The following is a 16893-nucleotide window of genomic DNA, read 5'->3' on the forward strand; positions in this document are numbered from 1 at the left end:
CCGTGACCATCGAACCCCAGATCGACACCGACGACTTCCCGTCCCCGCCCCCGTCCGAGATGGCCGGCAGCGCCGCCATGGCCGCCGCCTACCTCAAGACGCTGGCGCATGAGGGGCGGCTGATGATCCTGTGCCACCTGGGCCAAGGCGAGAAATCGGTGGGCGAGTTGGAAGAAGCGCTGGGCATCCGCCAGGCCGCCGTCAGCCAGATGCTGGCCCGCCTGCGCGAAGAGGGCCTGGTGCAGACCCGCCGCGACGGCAAGGCGATCTACTACTCGCTGGCCGACCAGAACACCCAGCGGGTGATCGGGCTGCTCTACGAGCTCTTCTGCTCAAAGGGGCCGGTGGCCTGTTGAGCGTGGTGGGGTGAAACCCCACCCTACGGATCGTGGATGGGTGTACGAGGCGGGGCTGGGCCCTGCCTTTATTGTTTGAAAAAGAAATTATGGCCATCGAAACAGTTCAGCCCTGGCAATAAGGGCAGTCCCCGGCGGCGGGCGTGGGAGAAGCCCCCGCCGTCGCGCCAAAGACGCGCCGTCAGTATTTCGAAGCGCGCCTTTGGCGCGACGGGGCGGTCGGGGGCTGCCCGGCGTTCCGCCGGGCGAAACATCTGTGATGTGCCGTTACAATGTCCAGCCCTCCCCCCGCGCAAGCCGGGCCGGCGGCTGCCCGGGGGATGCCGCTGCTCCGGTCGAGCGGGGCACTTTATCCCGGTCAAATCCGCGTGACCTACGAAGGAAGCGCAAGCCTCGACAAAGCGGCAGCCCGTGGGGCCGGGCAGCCGCTGGCCCGGCGCCCTTCGGGCTTGATTCCGGGCTGGGGGCAAGTGCCAAGCTGCGTCCGGCAAAATTCGGAAGTTTTTTTCTACGGTCCGGGATCAATGCAATAATCCGGTCCCATCGTTTCGCCATACAGCTCTTGGAACACATTCCTGTATTCTTGAAGGGTCTCTACTCTCTGTCTGGCCCCGACTTCGTCGCCTGAGACAGTCCAAACAGCCGTCGCGAGTGTTCCGACTACTCCCCACGCGATGGCGGTTCCCGCCGCGACCTTCTTCCATTTCTGACCGCTCAAGTCAGTGACCTGCTTGTTGGCGGCATCCAACGCAGCAGTCAATTCCTCGATCCGCTTGTTCAGTCGCCCGATCTCCTCACGCAACTGCTGCTCGATCTCGGGGCTTCGGTCGCCTTCTCGCAAGATGTCTGCGATCCGCCGCAAATGCAGCGGAACAGCTTCGAGTGGGACCAGCGTTTCGGGCGTTTCGTTGAGACCGGTCTCCGCGCGGAACGCCTCGAACCCTTGAGTGATCGAATATGCTACCGAGATCGCACCGGCCGATACCGCTCTTGGCGCCTCAAACAGATGCTGCACGGACGGAGGTTCAAATTCAGGCGCACGGTTTGCGTTCGCCGCTTGTTCCTTGCGCCATTCAGGCACGATCTTCTCGATCTCGGCGGCCACCGCCTCAGGCCCCTGCTCCCAGATCTTGGGGTCGATCAGGGCCACGCGCTCTTGCAGGTCCCAGGGGAGGGGTTTGCCCTCCACCATGCCGCGATACCAGCGGGCGAAGAAGGCGAAGGCGGGGTCGGTGTCGAGCAAAGTGTCGCCCACATGCTTGAGCCTGAGGCCCTCCGGCGTTCCGGCCTCATGCCACACCGGCAATGCGAAAAGGGTCTCGGGATCCAAGCCGGCATCTGAATAGATGGCGGAGGCGGCGGAGGCGGCGAAGCGGGCGAAGAAGGCGGCGGAAGCGGCGGAGGCGGCGGCGGCGGCGAAGCGGGCGGCGGAGGCGGAGGCGGCGGAGGCGGCAGCCGCGGCGAAGCGGGCGGCGGAGGCGGCGGAGGCGGCGGAGGCGGAGGCGGCGGAGGCGGAGGCGAAGCGGGCGGCGGAGGCAGAGGCGAAGGCGGCCGAGGCGGCGGAAGCGGCGGAGGCGGCGAAGCGGGCGGCGGAGGCGGCGGATTTGACTTCGGGGGTTGGTCGGACCGCCGCAACCGCCGCAGTCAGCAGCGCCCATCCTGTCAAGAGCGCAAGTATTCTGTGCGCCTTGCGCGCATCTTCGCCGGTCTTCCAGAATCGAATCCCGGTCACGTTCGGCCAGGCCCGCGACGCCGCTCGCGTCGCAATCGCCACGCAGACCTCCTGGCTTTGCTCTTTCAGCCAGGCCTCGAATGCCTCTTCACTCTCAAATTCCACCACGTCCCCCACACGCGCCCGCACCGCGACCCTACCACCCCCCGCCCCCCGCACAAGCCACCTTGACCGGCACCAGTTTCAGCCTCATATGCCGTGCCATGACCGACCTCGCACATATCCGCAACTTCTCCATCGTCGCCCATATCGACCACGGGAAATCCACCCTGGCCGACCGGCTGATCCAGCTCACTGGCACCGTCGCAGAACGCGACATGCAGGAGCAGATGCTCGATTCCATGGATATCGAGCGCGAGCGCGGGATCACCATCAAGGCGAACACCGTCCGCATCGAATACCCGGCGCAGGACGGCGAGACCTACGTGCTGAACCTGATCGACACCCCCGGCCATGTCGACTTTGCCTACGAGGTCGCGCGGTCCATGCACGCGGTCGAAGGCTCGCTGCTGGTGGTGGACGCCACGCAGGGCGTCGAGGCGCAGACGCTGGCCAATGTCTACACCGCCATCGCCGCCGACCACGAGATCGTGCCCGTGCTCAACAAGGTCGACCTGCCCGCGGCCGAACCCGACCGGGTGAAGGAGCAGATCGAGGACGTCATCGGCATCGACAGCCAGGATGCCTGCCTGATCTCGGCCAAGACCGGCGTCGGCATCCCGGACGTGCTGGAAGCCATCGTCAAGCGCCTGCCCGCCCCCAAGGAGGGCGACCGCAACGCGCCGCTGAAAGCCATGCTGGTGGATTCGAAATACGATCAGTACCTTGGCGTGATCTGTATCGTGCGCATCATCGACGGCGTCCTGAAAAAGGGCGACCGCATCCGCATGATGAAGACCGGCGGCATCTACGACGTGGACGACGTGGGCGTCTACCGCCCCGCCATGACCCATGTGAAGGAACTTGGCCCGGGCGAGATCGGCTATCTCAACGCCTCGATCAAGCAAGTGCGCGACACCCGTGTCGGCGACACGATCACCCATGAGAAAAAGCCCTGCGAAAAGGCCCTGCCGGGCTTCAAACCCTCGGTCCCGGTGGTGTTCTGCGGCCTCTTTCCGGTCGATGCCAACGATTTCGAGGACATGCGCGACGCCATCGAGAAGTTGGCGCTGAACGACGCGTCCTTCACCTTCGAGATGGAGACCTCGGCCGCGCTCGGCTTCGGCTTCCGCTGCGGCTTCCTCGGCCTGCTGCACCTCGAGGTGATCCGCGACCGGCTCGAGCGTGAGTACAACATCGAGCTGATCACCACGGCGCCCTCGGTGATCTACCACCTCTTCACCAAGGACGGCGAGCAGCGCGACCTGCACAACCCCGCGGACATGCCCGACATGTCGACCGTGGACCATATCGAAGAGCCGCGCATCAAGGCCACGATCATGGTGCCGGACGAATTCCTCGGCGACGTGCTGAAACTCTGCCAGGAGCGGCGCGGCATCCAGATGGACCTGACCTACGTGGGCGGCCGCGCGATGACGGTCTACGACCTGCCGCTGAACGAGGTGGTCTTTGACTTCTACGATCGGCTGAAATCGGTGAGCCGCGGCTATGCGTCCTTCGATTACGAGATGATCGGCTACCGCGAGGACAACCTGGTCAAGATGTCCATCCTCGTGAACGACGAGCCGGTGGATGCGCTGGCGATGATGGTGCACCGCGACCGCGCCGAGATGCGCGGCCGGGCCATGTGCGAGAAGCTGAAAGAGCTGATCCCCCGCCACATGTTCAAGATCCCGATCCAGGCGGCCATCGGCGGCAAGGTCATCGCACGCGAGACCCTGTCGGCCATGCGCAAGGACGTGACGGCCAAGTGCTACGGCGGCGACGCCACGCGCAAGAAGAAGCTTCTGGAAAAGCAGAAGGCCGGCAAGAAGAAGATGCGCCAGTTCGGCAAGGTCGAGATCCCGCAGGAAGCGTTTATTTCTGCGCTGAAGATGGATGGGTGAGGCGGCTACAGTCTAGTTTTGCATGAGTTTTTGGTGCTATACTCCGCATGGTAGTAGCGCGCCAGCAGAACTCAAACTCTTTGCATTGAGGCCAAATAATGGATGACCTCGAAAAGATCGAACTATATCGAAAGAAGTTGGGGTTTCCGGAAGCCTCTGACAAGGACCGCCGCGAACGTGCTTTCGACCTAGCTCATCAATTGCGACAGTTTGAAATTGAATTAACCTGGAAGAGATCGACTTACTTCTGGGGTCTTCAGATCGCAGCTTTCGTTGCCTATGCAACCATATTTCGTTCTGTCGATTTTGCCGAACCACCAATCACCAGAGGCGCAGAGGTGCTGCAGTCGAAGTCGACTTTTGGCGCATTTCTACTACTAATAACTTCTCTTTTTGGGTTGGCATCCTCGGTAATTCTATCGAAAAGCATTAAATCCTCGAAGCAATGGCAATACAACTGGGAGAAGCACATTGACTTCTTGGAGCATGAATTTTCAGGTGACTTGTATAAGACTGTGTACAGGAGGGAAAAAGACTTTGAGGTCAGTTTGACCGGTCTCAATTTGGCTTCCTCTTCTGTCGCCGCTTTGACGTGGTGTGCGATCCTGATATTATCAATTTGTGTGCTACATGCAGTACGCGCCCCATTTTCCAGTGTGGACTTAGTCGCTGGTCTGCTAATATTTTTTGTAATCGCGATTATCTTTGATCGCCTCTCTTCGAGCACAGAAAGTCGGCTCTCTGAGATATCGCAACCTTTGGACATACTCGAAAGCGAAGCTGATTTCACGAAAAGAAGACTTGATCCAATGAAATGATCATGTGTGGCTGATCACGCAACAACGACCAACCGCATACCCCACCCTACATCGTCATATCCATGTCGGCGCGGAAACGCGGATCGCGGTGAATCGACGAAAACGGCCACTCCTCCGCCCGCGCGACCAGCCCATGTTTCACAGGGTTCAGCCAGCAATACCGCAGATGCGCCGCGTGGTCGGCCTCGTCACGGATGTGGTGCTCCCAGAACCGCCGCTGCCACAGCCCGACCTCACCCTTCCGGACCTTCGACCGACTCCGTAGGGTGGGGTTCCACCCCACCGTCCCGTCCTCGCCACAGGTGGGGTCAAACCCCACCCTACCCCGGACCGTCCGGGTGAATCGCGCCTTGATCGCGCCCCAGCGCCGGCCATAGTCCCGATCCCCCACAGGCAGCCGCCAGATGCAATGCAGGTGGTCGGGCAGCACGACCCAGGCGTCGATCTCGAAGGGCCGTTCCTCTCGCGTCTGCCGCACCGCGTTGCGCAACGCGTCGATCTCATCGACCAGCAGCGCGCTGCGCCGATCCTGCAGGGCAACCGTGAAAAAGATCGTCGCCCCGGTCACCCGGGGCCGAAGATAACGTGACATGGGCGCAAGGCTGGCGGCCCATGGTTAACATCTCGTCAACGGGTAGGGTGGGGTTTCACCCCACCGCCCGCTTGGCCCCCTCTCACCGCCCCTTCGCCATCTCCGCCACCAGCGTCTCGACCAGCCGCATCACGCGGGCGGAGGTCCAATCGGGCTCGCTCGCGTCCGGGTACATGTCCATCGACATGTCGAAGAACCTCTTTGGCCCATCGGGCGCGAAGGTTGCCGCGAGCGCCGCGTTGCTCTGCGCAAATTCCGCAAGGAACGCCTCGGCCTCGGCGCGGGGCGGCGTCAGCTTGGGCGTGTCCGCCGGCAGCGCCTTTTTCATCAGCTTGCGGGCGCGGTCTGGCAGGCCGGCCTTGACCATGGCCATGCCGACGATCGCCCGCTCGGCCGATTGCGAGACATTCATCACCTCCACCTCCAGCCCCGAGAAATCCACGCCCGTCCGCTGCGCGAAATCGGCCACCACGTCGCCGTCCCGCAACCGGGGCCGCTCGAAGGGCGCGACGATGACGTTCTCGGCGCCGAAGACCGGCAGCCAGAGCGCGGTCAGTTTGCGGTGATAGTCGAGATAGGCGCGCACGGGCGCGGTCAGGGCGGGCAGCGACGCGACCTCGGCGCCGTAGAAACGCTGCGCGGGGCCGGCGCCATTGGCGACCTGGTTGCGGTGCGAGCTGGCCAGCAGGTCCTGGCGGCGCAGGTAGGCGACCACGCGCACACGATCGAACCGCGCGCGCGCCAGCGCGGCCAGCGCCTCGACCTGGACGCGGTCGTCGAGGAAAAAGAACAGCTCGGTCGAGATCACGTTGACCGCCGCCACGGGGTCCAGCAGCGGCCGCAGGTAGCGCTTGTTCACGCGGGCACGGAACGCCTCGCCCTCGCCCTTGAGCAGCACGATGTTCTTGTTGTCCACCACCTCGTTCAGGTAGGCAAAGGACCCGTCCTTGCGGCCGCGCGCATCGGCCAGTTCGCAGGCCTTCTGGATCGAGGTCGAGCCGGTCTTGTGCGACCCGATGTGGATGATGAGCTCTGCCATGAACTGCGCCCTTGGAATAATGTCTCGGGGCAACACCTACCACCTGCCGGGACCCGCGCAAGCCTTGGGCGCCGGTCAGTCCCCCTGCGCCGCCATCAGCTTGGCGAAAGCACCCGAATCCACGCGCCTGAGCCGCTCGAGCGCCTTTTCCGCATCGGCCAGCAGGGCGGCGGCCTCGGCCGCCTTCGCGGCCTCCACGTCGGTCTTCAGCTGCGCAACCTTGGCAATGCGCGGATCGTCCACGCCAGCCCCCGCGGCCAGCGCCAGCACCGCCTCGGTCAGCCAGCCCAGCTGGCGGCCGTAGCTGGCCACCTCGGTCACCACGCGCCGCTCGATCTCGGGCACGCCCGAGATGTCGTCCGAGTTGATGCGCGGCTCGATGTGCTGGATCACGTCGCCGGACCAGGGCGCCTCGAACAGGGTGGAAAACGGGCCGAAGGGAAAGACGCTGGACATGGGGACACTCCTTTGCACCAAGGACATCCCCCGGTTGCGCCGCGCGTCAAGCCGCCCGGGCCATGGGCCAGCGCAGTGCCGGCCCGATGCCTGCGAAATGATCAGATCCGGCCCGCGCCCAGCGCGTCGACCAGCCCGCGCGAACAGGCCTCGACCAGGTCGAGCGCACCGTCGAAATCGCGGGTGTAATAGGGGTCGGGCACGTGATCGCGGCCAAGGTCCGGCGCGTAGTCGGTGAACACCCGCACCGGGGTCGCGTCGCCCTCGGGCCGCTGCGATTCGATGTCTGCGAGGTTGTCGGCATCCATCCCGATGATCAGGTCGAAGCGGCTGAAATCGCCGGAGTTGAAATGCCGCCCCCTCAGGTCCGACAGGTCGTAGCCGCGCCGTCCGGCGGCGGCGATCATCGGGCCGTAGGGCGGATCGCCGATGTGAAAGGTCGAGGTGGCGGCACTGTCGATCTCGACGTCAAGGCTGCCCGACATGGCGCGGAACACGCCCTCGGCCGCGGGAGAGCGGCAGATATTGCCGAGGCAGACAAAGAGGATGCGGGTGCTCATGGCCCAAGCGTGACGGATTCGACCGCAGGGGGCAACGCGAAACCCGAAGCGGCCGGTGAAACCCGGCAGAACCCTTGAAATCGTTCCGCCCTTTGGTCACCCTCTCGTCAATTGTATCTGACCATTTCGGAATAGCCTGATGACTCGCCTTCTGCTGGCCCTGCCCATTCTGTCCCTTGCCGCCTGCACCGATGCAGGGCTGCCTGCCACCTCCCCCCTTGCCGATGCCACCCGCGCCTTTTGCCAGGGTGTCTTCGACCCGGTCTGTCGCTTCTTCAACGCGCCGGTGCAACTGGCGCCCGAACGGATCGAGCTGGCGGGGCGCGCCTACCCGTTCTTCCCGGTCAGCCGGCCGCTGACCTTTGTCGATGCGCGCAATTACCGCTGGGTCGCGCCCGAGGGCACGCTGACCGATGGCGCCTCGATCCCGCCGGCCTTCGTGTCGGTGGTCGGCCAGCCAACCAGCCCCGAATTCCGGGCCGCCGCCGCGCTGCACGATGCGATCTGCGGCGTGGGCAACGAGGCGCTGCCGGGCTTCCACTCTTCGACCTGGGAAGACGCGCACCGCATGTTCTACGAGGCGCTGCGCGTCGGCGGCACGGACGAGCGGCGCGCCAAGGTCATGTTCGCCGCCGTCTATCTTGGAGGGCCGCGCTGGAATGCCATCCGGCCCCCCGCGCCCGGGGCGGGCATCGTTTCGACCCAGGGCAGATGGATGCCGCCGGCCACGCGCGGCACCCGCGGCCGGGCCGCCGGACAGGTCTCCGACGCGGTGCTGCGCGAGGAACTGCGCACCGTCATCCGCTGGATCGACAGCTGCGGCGGCACGGGCGAGGCCTGCTACCCCACGATCCCCCAGATCGAAGCCTATGCCTGGTCGCGTGAGCAGGCGGCGATCGACCTGAACGTCACCGGCACCCGCAGCGAAAGCGAGATCGTCCCGCCCGAGCCCGTCGAGGAGCCCACCAAGGAGCCCATCGAAGAGGAGCAGCGCGAAGAGGACGGCACCGTCGAGGAGGACCTCTGAGCCATGGCCGCGCGGCGTATCACCGTGCTGACCGGGGCCGGCATCTCGGCCGAGAGCGGGCTGGGCACCTTCCGCGACAAGGACGGTCTCTGGACGAAATACCCGCTGGAAGAGGTCGCCACGCCCGAAGGGTTCGCCCGCGACCCCGCCCGGGTACACGCGTTCTACAACGCGCGCCGGGCCAACGCGGCGGGGGCACAGCCCAACGCGGCGCACCTGGCGCTGGCGCGGTTGCAGCGGGCCGAGGGCATCGACCTGGTGATCGTCACCCAGAACGTCGACGGTCTGCACGAGGCGGCGGGCGCCACCGCCGTGCACATGCATGGCGAGCTGTCGCGCGCTTATTGCGGCGCCTGCGAGCACCGCTGGGACGCGCCGGCCGTCATGTCGCCCGAGATGCCCTGCCCCGCCTGCGGCGCCCCGGCCACGCGGCCCGACATCGTCTGGTTCGGAGAGATCCCCTACCACATGGACGCGATCCACCAGCGCCTGTCGCAGACCGAGCTCTTCGCCGCCATCGGCACCTCGGGGCAGGTCTACCCGGCAGCGGGTTTCGTGCAGATCGCGCGGCAATACGGGGCGGAAACGGTCGAGATCAACCTCGAGCAGACCGATGTCGCCTGGGATTTCGACGATCACCTCGTGGGGCCGGCCTCGCAGATGGTGCCGGCCTGGGTCGCCAGCCTGATCGGCGAAGACCCCGGGCGCTGACCGTGCACCGGGGCCGTTGCGCCTAGCGCGTGAGGTCGACGGGTACGTCCACCGTGATCTCGCCGGCCTTCTCGAAGACCAGCGTCAGCGGGATCAGCTGCCCTTGCTCCCAGGGCGCTTGCAGGCCCATGAACATGACGTGGTCGCCGCCGCGCTGCAGAACATGGTCGCCCCCCGCCGGGATCTCGAAGCCTTCGGGCACGTGCAGCATCTGCATCACGCCCTGGCCGTTGTCCTTGTGGGTGTGCAGTTCGACGCGCATCGCGACGTCGGCGCGCACATCCACCAGCCGATCGGCGTCGTCGCCGGCATTGTGGATGACCAGGAACGCGGCCCCGGCACGGGTATTGGCGGCGCGGGCATAGGCATCCTCGACCGTGATGTCAGCGGCGAAAAGCGGGGTCGAAAGAACAGCCAGCAGCGCGCCGGCCATGAGGGGTCTGAAGGACATGGGTCCAACCTTTCATCTGATAGTCCATTGAATTTGCGTGGAATATCAGGCGACGGGCGGCCCCCTTGCGCGCAGCGTCGCGACCGGCACGGCGGCCAGCAGCGCGGTGCGGGCCCCGGGGGCCAGCGCGACCCAGCGCTCCAGCCGCACGGGCGGCAGGGGCTGCGGCAGCAGCGCGTCGGCAAAGCCCAGCAGGGCGTCGGGGCAGATATGCGGCGCGCCCGTGGGCGCTCCGTCTTCATCGAGGTAGACGGTGGCGGTCCCCAGCCCGATGCATAGCACGATGCGATCCGTCGCCGGCGCCTGGCCGCGCGCCATGGCCGCCGTCTGCGCGGTCAGCGCGACGATCGCGGCCATCACGAGGCCCAGGCTTATGCGCATCATGCGAAGCATCGCCGGTCATGTGGCATGCGCCGTCGCGATTGCCAAGCGTGACAAACGGAAGCGGCCCCGCAAGGGCGAAACCTTGCGGGGCCGTCTATCCGTCGGATCGAAAAGCGATCAGGCCGACGCGGCCTGCGCCTTCATGATTTCTTTCTTGACCTTCAGCGCGTTGGCCGACAGCTCCGAGTCCTTTGCCTTGGCCAGGAACTTGTCCAGGCCGCCGCGGTGGTCGACCGACCGCAGGGCATGGGCCGAAATGCGCAGCTTGATGCCGCGGCCCAGGGTTTCGGATTGCAGCGTCGTGTCGTTCAGGTTCGGCAGAAAACGACGCCGAGTCTTGTTGTTGGCGTGGCTGACGTTATTGCCAGTCATCGGCCCTTTTCCGGTCAGTTCGCAAACGCGCGACATGGGTCCATCCTCGTCTGGTTCCGGCGAAAGGGTGCTTTCGCCAAAGTGATAAAGGCGCCGCCGGCAGCAGCGCCCGGAATCTCGTTGGGTGCTCTTAGGCGGAACGCCCGCAGGCGTCAAGGGCCTCGTCCCCTTGCCGTGCAGGGTTATTGCGGGAATCTGCGCCGAACAGGGCGGGGCGTCCGGTTGCCCGGTCGAATCGATCCCCGTTTACCCCTGCCCTGTCCCGCCCAGCACGTCGTTCACCAGCTCGGCCGCGGCGGCGGCGGGCGTGGTCTCGCCCTGCGCGACCTGCGCCCCGAGGCGGGCCATGACGCCCTTGACCGGCTCGCGGGTCAGGCGCGACAGCAGCGCCTGGCGCACCTCCTCCTCGAACCAGTAGCGCGCCTGCTCGGCCCGGCGGGCGTCGTAATGGCCGTGCTCGCGGCGCCAGGCGACCAGCGCCTGCATCTCGGCCCAGGCGGTGTCGAGCCCGCGTTGTTCCACCGCCGAGACAGTCATCGCCTTGGGAAAGCCCTCGGGATCCTGCTTGCGCTTGCGCAGCAGGCGCAGCGCGCCGGCGTAATCGGCGCAGGTGCGGGTGGCGGCGGACTTCAGCTCGCCATCGGCCTTGTTGACAAGGATGATGTCCGCGATCTCCATGATCCCGCGCTTGACCCCCTGCAGCTCGTCCCCGCCGGCCGGGGCCAACAGCAGCACGAAAAGGTCCGACATCTCGGCCACGACGGTCTCGGACTGTCCGACGCCCACGGTCTCGATCAGCACCACGTCGAACCCCGCCGCCTCGCAGAGCGCGACCGCCTCGCGCGACCGCCGCGCGACGCCGCCCATCTGCGCCTGGCTGGGCGAGGGGCGGATGAAGGCGTTGGGATCGCGGCTGAGGGTCTCCATCCGGGTCTTGTCGCCCAGGATCGACCCGCCCGAGCGGGCCGAGGACGGGTCGACCGCCAGCACGGCCACGCGCAGCCCCTGCCCCGTCAGCATGCCGCCGAAGGCCTCGATCAGGGTGGACTTGCCGACGCCGGGCGTGCCCGAGAGGCCAATGCGGATCGCCTCGGGGCCGTCCTTGAGGTGTTCCAGCAGCTCGGTCGCCTGGACCCGGTGATCGGCCCGGCCGCTTTCGATCAGGGTGATCCCCCGCGCCAGCGCCCGGCGGTTGCCCGCGGCGATCCCCTCGGCCAGTGCGGCGATGTCCATGGCGCTCTCCCTATCTGGTTCGGCCATGTTGTGCGGCGGCGCGGCGAGGTTGTCCAGACCGGCAGGCCGCCATGCGGCGCAGCGGCGCGGTCAGGCGCGCATCAGCCGCGCGGGCTGGCGCCCCTCGGCCCAGGCGCGGCAGGCATCGCCAAAGGCCTCGAAGAGCGGCCGCGAGACCGGGTCGTTGGCGGCGTTGAACTCGGGGTGCCACTGGACCGACAGCGTAAAGCCGGGCGCGTCCTTGACATAGGCCGCCTCGGGCGTGCCGTCGGGCGCGTGACCGTCGATGACAAACCGCGTGCCGGCCCGGGTCACGCCCTGGCCGTGCAGCGTGTTGGTCATCACCTCGGTCGATCCCATCAGCCGATGGAACGGCCCGCCCTCGGTCAGCGTCACAACGTGGCGCAGGGCGAACTTTTCCTCGATCGTGCCATCGGGCGGCATGCGGTGGTTCATCCGGCCCGGCAGGTCGCGGATCTCCGGGTGCAGGGTCGAGCCCATGGCCACCGCGACCTCCTGGAAGCCACGGCAGATGGCCAGGAAGGGCTGGCCGCTGTCGACGCAGGCCCGCACCAGCGGCAGGGTGATCGCGTCGCGGGCGCGGTCAAAGGCGCCATGGGCCGGCGTTTCCTCTTCGCCGTACTCGGTGGGGTGAACGTTGGGCCGCCCGCCGGTCAGCAGGAAGCCATCGCAGGTCTCCATCAACTCGGCGACCGACACGTAGCGGGGATCGGCCGGAATCAGCAGCGGCAGGCAGTTCGACACCCCCGCGACCGCCTCGGAATTCATCACGCCGCCGGCATGGGTGGCGTAGGTGTCGTTGATGAGGTGATGGTTGCCGATGATGCCGACGACGGGCCGTGCCATGCCTGCGCTGTCTCCGAAAGCCTTGCGTTGTCGGTCAATATAGGACCCGGGCGGCGGCGGCGGAAGGGGAAACCCCTGTGCAGCACGGCGCAAGGGGATGGAGCGCCCGCGCACCGGGCAGACGCGGACCGATCCGCCCTTCATTGTGCCGATAAACTCCGGGGAGTTTGAGGGGCAGCGCCTCTCATTCCGGGCAAGATGTATGCGCGCCTTTGGCGCGCATGCCTTGGGGCGGCGTTAAAGACGCCGTTGGCGAGAGTATTTTCGGAAAAGTGAAAGCAGGGGGGCGCAACGGTAGCCCGGCCTTGCACACGTGGCGGGCCGGGGAGGCATATTTGGAGAAAGATGAAAGGCAGGGCGGAGCGTGTCAGCCCTGCGGAACCACCTTGCCCGGGTTGAGGATGTTGTTCGGGTCGAGCGCGGCCTTGAGCTGGCCCATGACATCCCAGCCCGCGCCATGCTCACGCGCCATGTAGTCGAGCTTGCCCATGCCCACGCCATGCTCGCCCGTGGCCGTGCCGCCAAGGTCAAGCGCGCGTTCGACCATGCGGTGCGACAACGCCTTGGCGGTCTCGAGATCCGCAGGGCTGTCGGGGTCGATCAGCAGGATGGCGTGGAAATTGCCGTCACCCACATGGCCGAGGATCGGGCCCGGCAGGCCGCTTTCGGCGATGTCGGCCGACACCGCCTCGACCGCTTCGGCGAGGCGCGAGATTGGCACGCAGATGTCAGTCACCACGCCGCGCGCGCCGGGGCGCGAGGCGAGCACCGCGTAATAGGCGTTGTGGCGCATGGTCCAGAGCGCGGTGCGGTCCTCGGTCCTTGTCGCCCATTCGAACCCCTTGCCGCCGTGATCCGCGATCACCTCGCCAAAGAGCGCGGCCTGTTCCTTGACCCCTTCCGGGCTGCCGTGGAATTCGAGCAGCAGGTGCGGAGTCTCGGGCAGCGTCATCCCGGCATAGGCGTTGACGGCGCGCACGCTGGCGGCGTCGAGGAACTCGATCCGCGCCATGGGCAGGCCCATCTGGATCGTGTCGATCACCGCCGCCACCGCGCCGGCGATGTCGTCAAAAGCGCAGACGGCCGCGCTGATCGCCTCGGGCTGGCCCTGCAGGCGCAGCGTCAGCTCGGTGATCAGGCCCAGCGTGCCCTCGGAGCCGACCATGAGCCCCGTCAGGTCATAGCCCGCCGCCGACTTGCGCGCGCGGCTGCCGGTGCGGATCACGCGGCCGTCGGCCAGCACCGCCTCGAGCGCCATGACATTGTCGCGCATGGTGCCGTAGCGCACGGTCGTGGTGCCGCTGGCCCGGGTCGCCGCCATCCCGCCGAGCGAGGCATTGGCGCCCGGATCGACCGGGAAAAAGAGGCCGGTGTCGCGCAGGGCGATATTCAGCTCTTCGCGCGTGAGGCCCGGCTGGACCGTGACGCTCATGTCCTCTGGGCGGATCTCGAGCACCTTGTTCATGTGCCGGAAATCCACCACCACCCCGCCGCGCAGCGCCAGCGCGTGGCCTTCCAGCGAGCTGCCGGCGCCCCAGCCGATCACCGGGCAATCCTGTTCGTTGCAGATGCGCAGCAGCGCTGCCACCTCGTCCGTGTTGCGCGGAAAGGCCACCGCATCGGGCGGCGTGTCGGGAAAGTAGCTCTCGGACCCGCCATGCAGGTCGCGTTCGGACTTGGACAGGGTCAGGCCATCGCCTAAGAGGGACTGGAGCGCGCCCAGCGCGGTTTCAATGCTCATCACGGCCTCGGCTGAAAATCCGGCCCGTCTTAACGCCCGGTCCGGCATCGGGAAAGTCGCAATTTCCGGGGAGTCGCAGAATTGGCGCCCAAGAGCCACCCTTCGCTGATCCGCCAGCAGCTGGCCGAGATGGCCGGCATGACCACGCGGGGCTGGCAATTGCTGCGGCAAAAGGGGCCCGGGCAGGTCCAATTCTGGTTCATCGCCCTCGCTGTGGGCACGGCGGCCGGGTTCGCCGCGCTGGGGTTCCGCAAGGGCCTCGAGGCGCTGCAGGCCTTTGCCTATGGCACCGATGACGTGAACCGGCTGCATTCCTTTGCGCTGCAGATCCCCTGGTACTGGCTGCTGGTGGTGCCGATGCTGGGCGGGCTGGTGACCGGGCTGATCCTGCATCGCTTTACCCCTGATGGGCGGGTGCGCAGCGTGGCCGACGTGATCGAGGGCGCGGCACTGAACGACGGGCGGGTGGAAAAACGCGCCGGTCTCGCCTCGGCTGCCGCGTCGATGATCACGCTGGCGACGGGCGGCTCTTCGGGGCGCGAGGGGCCGGTGGTGCATATCGCCGGCATGATCTCGAGCTGGGTCAGCACCCTGATCCGCGCCAATGGCATGACCGGCCGCGACCTCTTGGGCTGCGCCGTGGCCGCTGCCGTCTCGGCCAGTTTCAACGCGCCGATCGCCGGGTCGCTTTTCGCGCTCGAGGTGATCCTGCGCCATTTCGCCCTGCACGCCTTTGCCCCCATCGTGGTGGCCAGCGCCGCCGGGACGGTGATCAACCGGCTGGCGTTCGGAGACGTGACCGAGTTCACCCTGCCCGGCACCTCGGCGCTGGAATTCTACGTCGAGCTGCCCGCCTACCTGATCCTCGGCATGGTCTCGGGGCTGGTCGCCGTGATCATGATGCGCGCGATCTTCTGGTCCGAGGATCTGGGCAACCGGGTGCAGGCGCACCTGTCCCTGCCGCGTTTCCTGCGCCCCGCCGTGACCGGGCTGATGCTGGGCGCGCTGGCGATCTTCTTCCCGCATATCATCGGCGTCGGATACGAGACGACCTCGGCCGCGCTGACCGGCAAGCTGGTGCTGCACGAGGCGCTGGTCTTTGCCGTGCTCAAGGTGATCGCGGTCGCCATCACCTTTGGCGGGCGGATGGGCGGCGGCATCTTCTCGCCTTCGCTCATGGTCGGCGCGCTCACCGGGCTGACCTTCGGGCTGATCGCCACGGGGATCTTCCCCGAGGTCTCGGGCTCGCACACGCTTTATGCCCTGGCGGGGATGGGTGCTGTGGCGGCCGCCGTGCTGGGCGCACCGATCTCGACCACGATGATCGTCTTCGAGCTGACCGGCGACTGGCAGACGGGCCTTGCCGTGATGGTGTCGGTGTCACTGTCCACGGCCATTTCCTCGCGCCTCGTGGACCGGAGTTTCTTTCTCACGCAATTGGAACGGCGCAACATCCACCTGGCCGCCGGCCCGCAGGCCTATTTGCTCGGCATGTTCCGCTGCTCGGGCGTGATGTGCCGCATGGGCGACGACAGGATGCCGGACGAGGCGCGCTGCCGCGACCTGCTTGAGAACGGCGTCTATATCGACCTGAATTCCACGCTCGAGGCCGCCATGCCCATCTTTGACAGGTCGGGCGCGCCGTTCATTCCGGTCGTGACACTCGAAGGCGAGGCGCGCGAGCCCGTCCTCAAGGGCGTCCTGTTCCAGGTCGATGCCCTGAAAGCCTACAACCGTGCACTTGCAGCAATTGCCGAGGAAGAGCATTCCTGATGTTCCAGGATAAAGAATTCCCTGCTTGGGGAATACTCGGAATTGGCGGCGGTCCACTACGTTAACTGGCAATATTCGCGTTTGGATATATATCGAGACGGCGAACACCTGCCTAATGAGTTGCTTTAACAATTTCTTTTTGATCTTGCGGAATCGTTATGCGAAGGAAATAAGACAAGCGTTTAGAATCCGGAAAATCTTCAAGGCTCGCTCTGCTTTCCAGGTATTTTGTTAACGCGTGAACAAGAGTTCGCCCCGCAGAAAAAAAAAGGTCAAAAAAAAATGTCGACTATCGAACTTGAAAAAATGGACCTCGACGCGCTCAAGCAATTGCGCAAGGACGTCGATGCCGCCATTGCCGGCTTTGTGGAGCGCAAGCGCCAGGAAGCCCGCGCAAAGCTCGAGGCCGAGGCGAAAGCGATGGGCTTTTCGCTCACCGAGCTCGTCGAAGGCAAAGGCAAGGCCAAGAGCCGCAGCCAGTCGCTGCCCAAGTACCGCGACCCCCAGGATGCCAGCAACACCTGGACCGGGCGTGGCCGCCAGCCGGAATGGTTCAAGGCCGCCGTCAAGCGCGGCGTCGCCCCCGAGAGCATGGAAATCGGCTGAACTGGGTCGGGTGCGGGCCTCGACTAGCCGCCCCGCGCAAACCTTTCCTTGCGCGGTCCGGCGCCTGCCAGCGACGCCGGCGCATGACCACAGTGCATTCGGGACCGATCCGGAACGGGACATGACGCAGAAAGGCCGGCGAAACGCCGGCCTTTTCCAATCGGTCCAT

18 protein-coding genes are annotated in these 16893 nt (G+C 66.1%); 7 read left to right on the plus strand and 11 right to left on the minus strand.

The features are described from left to right. The first annotated feature begins 59 nt into the window (after nucleotides 1–59). Nucleotides 60–356 (plus strand): ArsR/SmtB family transcription factor, encoded by a 297-nt coding sequence (locus MF270_RS10355; RefSeq protein WP_238366036.1) that lies wholly within the window; start codon nucleotides 60–62, stop codon nucleotides 354–356. 508 nt (nucleotides 357–864) lie between these two features. Here MF270_RS10355 and MF270_RS10360 read toward each other — a convergent pair. Next, nucleotides 865–2193 carry a hypothetical protein gene (locus tag MF270_RS10360; protein ID WP_238365811.1) on the minus strand — a complete coding sequence of 443 codons (1329 nt, stop codon included), beginning with the start codon at nucleotides 2191–2193 and terminating at the stop codon, nucleotides 865–867. A gap of 98 nt (nucleotides 2194–2291) precedes the next feature. Between MF270_RS10360 and lepA the strand changes: the two genes are divergently transcribed. After that, nucleotides 2292–4094 carry a translation elongation factor 4 gene (lepA, locus tag MF270_RS10365; RefSeq protein WP_238365812.1) on the plus strand — a complete coding sequence of 601 codons (1803 nt, stop codon included), beginning with the start codon at nucleotides 2292–2294 and terminating at the stop codon, nucleotides 4092–4094. 98 nt (nucleotides 4095–4192) lie between these two features. Continuing rightward, entirely contained in the window at nucleotides 4193–4912 is a 720-nt protein-coding gene (locus MF270_RS10370; RefSeq protein ID WP_238365813.1) for a RipA family octameric membrane protein, read from the plus strand. 46 nt (nucleotides 4913–4958) lie between these two features. On the opposite strand, the gene MF270_RS10375 is transcribed toward MF270_RS10370, so the two are convergent. From MF270_RS10375 to MF270_RS10390, 4 genes are all read right to left on the minus strand, one after another. Further along, on the minus strand, nucleotides 4959–5504 hold the full coding sequence (locus tag MF270_RS10375; RefSeq protein WP_238365814.1) for an REP-associated tyrosine transposase: 546 nt from the start codon (nucleotides 5502–5504) through the stop codon (nucleotides 4959–4961). Between the two features lie 82 nt (nucleotides 5505–5586). Next, nucleotides 5587–6543 carry a hypothetical protein gene (locus MF270_RS10380; RefSeq protein WP_238365815.1) on the minus strand — a complete coding sequence of 319 codons (957 nt, stop codon included), beginning with the start codon at nucleotides 6541–6543 and terminating at the stop codon, nucleotides 5587–5589. A gap of 75 nt (nucleotides 6544–6618) precedes the next feature. Continuing rightward, nucleotides 6619–6999, minus strand: coding sequence for a hypothetical protein (locus MF270_RS10385; RefSeq protein WP_238365816.1), 381 nt, complete (start codon nucleotides 6997–6999; stop codon nucleotides 6619–6621). 101 nt (nucleotides 7000–7100) lie between these two features. Next, nucleotides 7101–7559: a low molecular weight protein-tyrosine-phosphatase gene (locus MF270_RS10390; protein ID WP_238365817.1), complete on the minus strand. Its 459-nt coding sequence runs from the start codon at nucleotides 7557–7559 to the stop codon at nucleotides 7101–7103. A gap of 139 nt (nucleotides 7560–7698) precedes the next feature. Here MF270_RS10390 and MF270_RS10395 point away from each other — a divergent pair, with 139 nt between their 5' ends. Both MF270_RS10395 and MF270_RS10400 read left to right on the plus strand, forming a co-directional pair. Further along, entirely contained in the window at nucleotides 7699–8586 is an 888-nt protein-coding gene (locus MF270_RS10395; RefSeq protein WP_238365818.1) for a DUF1353 domain-containing protein, read from the plus strand. Nucleotides 8587–8589: 3 nt separating this feature from the next. Then, a complete protein-coding gene (locus tag MF270_RS10400; RefSeq protein WP_238365819.1) occupies nucleotides 8590–9297 on the plus strand; it encodes an NAD-dependent deacylase in 708 nt (235 codons plus the stop codon). Nucleotides 9298–9319: 22 nt separating this feature from the next. Here MF270_RS10400 and MF270_RS10405 read toward each other — a convergent pair whose 3' ends face one another. From MF270_RS10405 to MF270_RS10430, 6 genes are all read right to left on the minus strand, one after another. Next, the gene (locus MF270_RS10405; RefSeq protein WP_238365820.1) at nucleotides 9320–9748 is read right to left on the minus strand and encodes a copper chaperone PCu(A)C; all 429 of its coding nucleotides are present in this window, start codon (nucleotides 9746–9748) and stop codon (nucleotides 9320–9322) included. A gap of 45 nt (nucleotides 9749–9793) precedes the next feature. Continuing rightward, the gene (locus tag MF270_RS10410; protein WP_238365821.1) at nucleotides 9794–10132 is read right to left on the minus strand and encodes a hypothetical protein; all 339 of its coding nucleotides are present in this window, start codon (nucleotides 10130–10132) and stop codon (nucleotides 9794–9796) included. Between the two features lie 117 nt (nucleotides 10133–10249). After that, nucleotides 10250–10540, minus strand: a complete 291-nt coding sequence (gene rpmB, locus MF270_RS10415) for a 50S ribosomal protein L28 (RefSeq protein WP_238365822.1) — start codon at nucleotides 10538–10540, stop codon at nucleotides 10250–10252. Nucleotides 10541–10750: 210 nt separating this feature from the next. After that, nucleotides 10751–11737, minus strand: coding sequence for a methylmalonyl Co-A mutase-associated GTPase MeaB (gene meaB, locus MF270_RS10420; protein ID WP_238365823.1), 987 nt, complete (start codon nucleotides 11735–11737; stop codon nucleotides 10751–10753). 90 nt (nucleotides 11738–11827) lie between these two features. Then, nucleotides 11828–12604: a gamma-glutamyl-gamma-aminobutyrate hydrolase family protein gene (locus MF270_RS10425; protein ID WP_238365824.1), complete on the minus strand. Its 777-nt coding sequence runs from the start codon at nucleotides 12602–12604 to the stop codon at nucleotides 11828–11830. Nucleotides 12605–12971: 367 nt separating this feature from the next. Beyond that, on the minus strand, nucleotides 12972–14345 hold the full coding sequence (locus MF270_RS10430; RefSeq protein ID WP_238365825.1) for an FAD-binding oxidoreductase: 1374 nt from the start codon (nucleotides 14343–14345) through the stop codon (nucleotides 12972–12974). Nucleotides 14346–14474: 129 nt separating this feature from the next. Here MF270_RS10430 and MF270_RS10435 point away from each other — a divergent pair, with 129 nt between their 5' ends. Next, nucleotides 14475–16118: a chloride channel protein gene (locus tag MF270_RS10435; RefSeq protein WP_238366037.1), complete on the plus strand. Its 1644-nt coding sequence runs from the start codon at nucleotides 14475–14477 to the stop codon at nucleotides 16116–16118. A gap of 306 nt (nucleotides 16119–16424) precedes the next feature. Then, nucleotides 16425–16724 carry an H-NS histone family protein gene (locus MF270_RS10440; RefSeq protein ID WP_238365826.1) on the plus strand — a complete coding sequence of 100 codons (300 nt, stop codon included), beginning with the start codon at nucleotides 16425–16427 and terminating at the stop codon, nucleotides 16722–16724. Nucleotides 16725–16893: the final 169 nt, after the last annotated feature.

Origin of the sequence: Mesobacterium pallidum (genome assembly GCF_019966535.1) — a bacterium.
Lineage (GTDB): Bacteria > Pseudomonadota > Alphaproteobacteria > Rhodobacterales > Rhodobacteraceae > Mesobacterium > Mesobacterium pallidum.

Excerpts from the sequence above, each read along its gene's own strand:
- MF270_RS10355 (WP_238366036.1), top strand. The coding sequence starts at position 60 with ATGGCCGGCAGCGCCGCCATGGCCGCCGCCTACCTCAAGACGCTGGCG.
- lepA (WP_238365812.1), top strand. The coding sequence starts at position 2,292 with ATGACCGACCTCGCACATATCCGCAACTTCTCCATCGTCGCCCATATC.
- MF270_RS10370 (WP_238365813.1), top strand. The coding sequence starts at position 4,193 with ATGGATGACCTCGAAAAGATCGAACTATATCGAAAGAAGTTGGGGTTT.
- MF270_RS10375 (WP_238365814.1), bottom strand. The coding sequence starts at position 5,504 with ATGTCACGTTATCTTCGGCCCCGGGTGACCGGGGCGACGATCTTTTTC.
- MF270_RS10380 (WP_238365815.1), bottom strand. The coding sequence starts at position 6,543 with ATGGCAGAGCTCATCATCCACATCGGGTCGCACAAGACCGGCTCGACC.
- MF270_RS10385 (WP_238365816.1), bottom strand. The coding sequence starts at position 6,999 with ATGTCCAGCGTCTTTCCCTTCGGCCCGTTTTCCACCCTGTTCGAGGCG.
- MF270_RS10390 (WP_238365817.1), bottom strand. The coding sequence starts at position 7,559 with ATGAGCACCCGCATCCTCTTTGTCTGCCTCGGCAATATCTGCCGCTCT.
- MF270_RS10395 (WP_238365818.1), top strand. The coding sequence starts at position 7,699 with ATGACTCGCCTTCTGCTGGCCCTGCCCATTCTGTCCCTTGCCGCCTGC.
- MF270_RS10400 (WP_238365819.1), top strand. The coding sequence starts at position 8,590 with ATGGCCGCGCGGCGTATCACCGTGCTGACCGGGGCCGGCATCTCGGCC.
- MF270_RS10405 (WP_238365820.1), bottom strand. The coding sequence starts at position 9,748 with ATGTCCTTCAGACCCCTCATGGCCGGCGCGCTGCTGGCTGTTCTTTCG.
- MF270_RS10410 (WP_238365821.1), bottom strand. The coding sequence starts at position 10,132 with ATGATGCGCATAAGCCTGGGCCTCGTGATGGCCGCGATCGTCGCGCTG.
- rpmB (WP_238365822.1), bottom strand. The coding sequence starts at position 10,540 with ATGTCGCGCGTTTGCGAACTGACCGGAAAAGGGCCGATGACTGGCAAT.
- meaB (WP_238365823.1), bottom strand. The coding sequence starts at position 11,737 with ATGGACATCGCCGCACTGGCCGAGGGGATCGCCGCGGGCAACCGCCGG.
- MF270_RS10425 (WP_238365824.1), bottom strand. The coding sequence starts at position 12,604 with ATGGCACGGCCCGTCGTCGGCATCATCGGCAACCATCACCTCATCAAC.
- MF270_RS10430 (WP_238365825.1), bottom strand. The coding sequence starts at position 14,345 with ATGAGCATTGAAACCGCGCTGGGCGCGCTCCAGTCCCTCTTAGGCGAT.
- MF270_RS10435 (WP_238366037.1), top strand. The coding sequence starts at position 14,475 with ATGGCCGGCATGACCACGCGGGGCTGGCAATTGCTGCGGCAAAAGGGG.
- MF270_RS10440 (WP_238365826.1), top strand. The coding sequence starts at position 16,425 with ATGGACCTCGACGCGCTCAAGCAATTGCGCAAGGACGTCGATGCCGCC.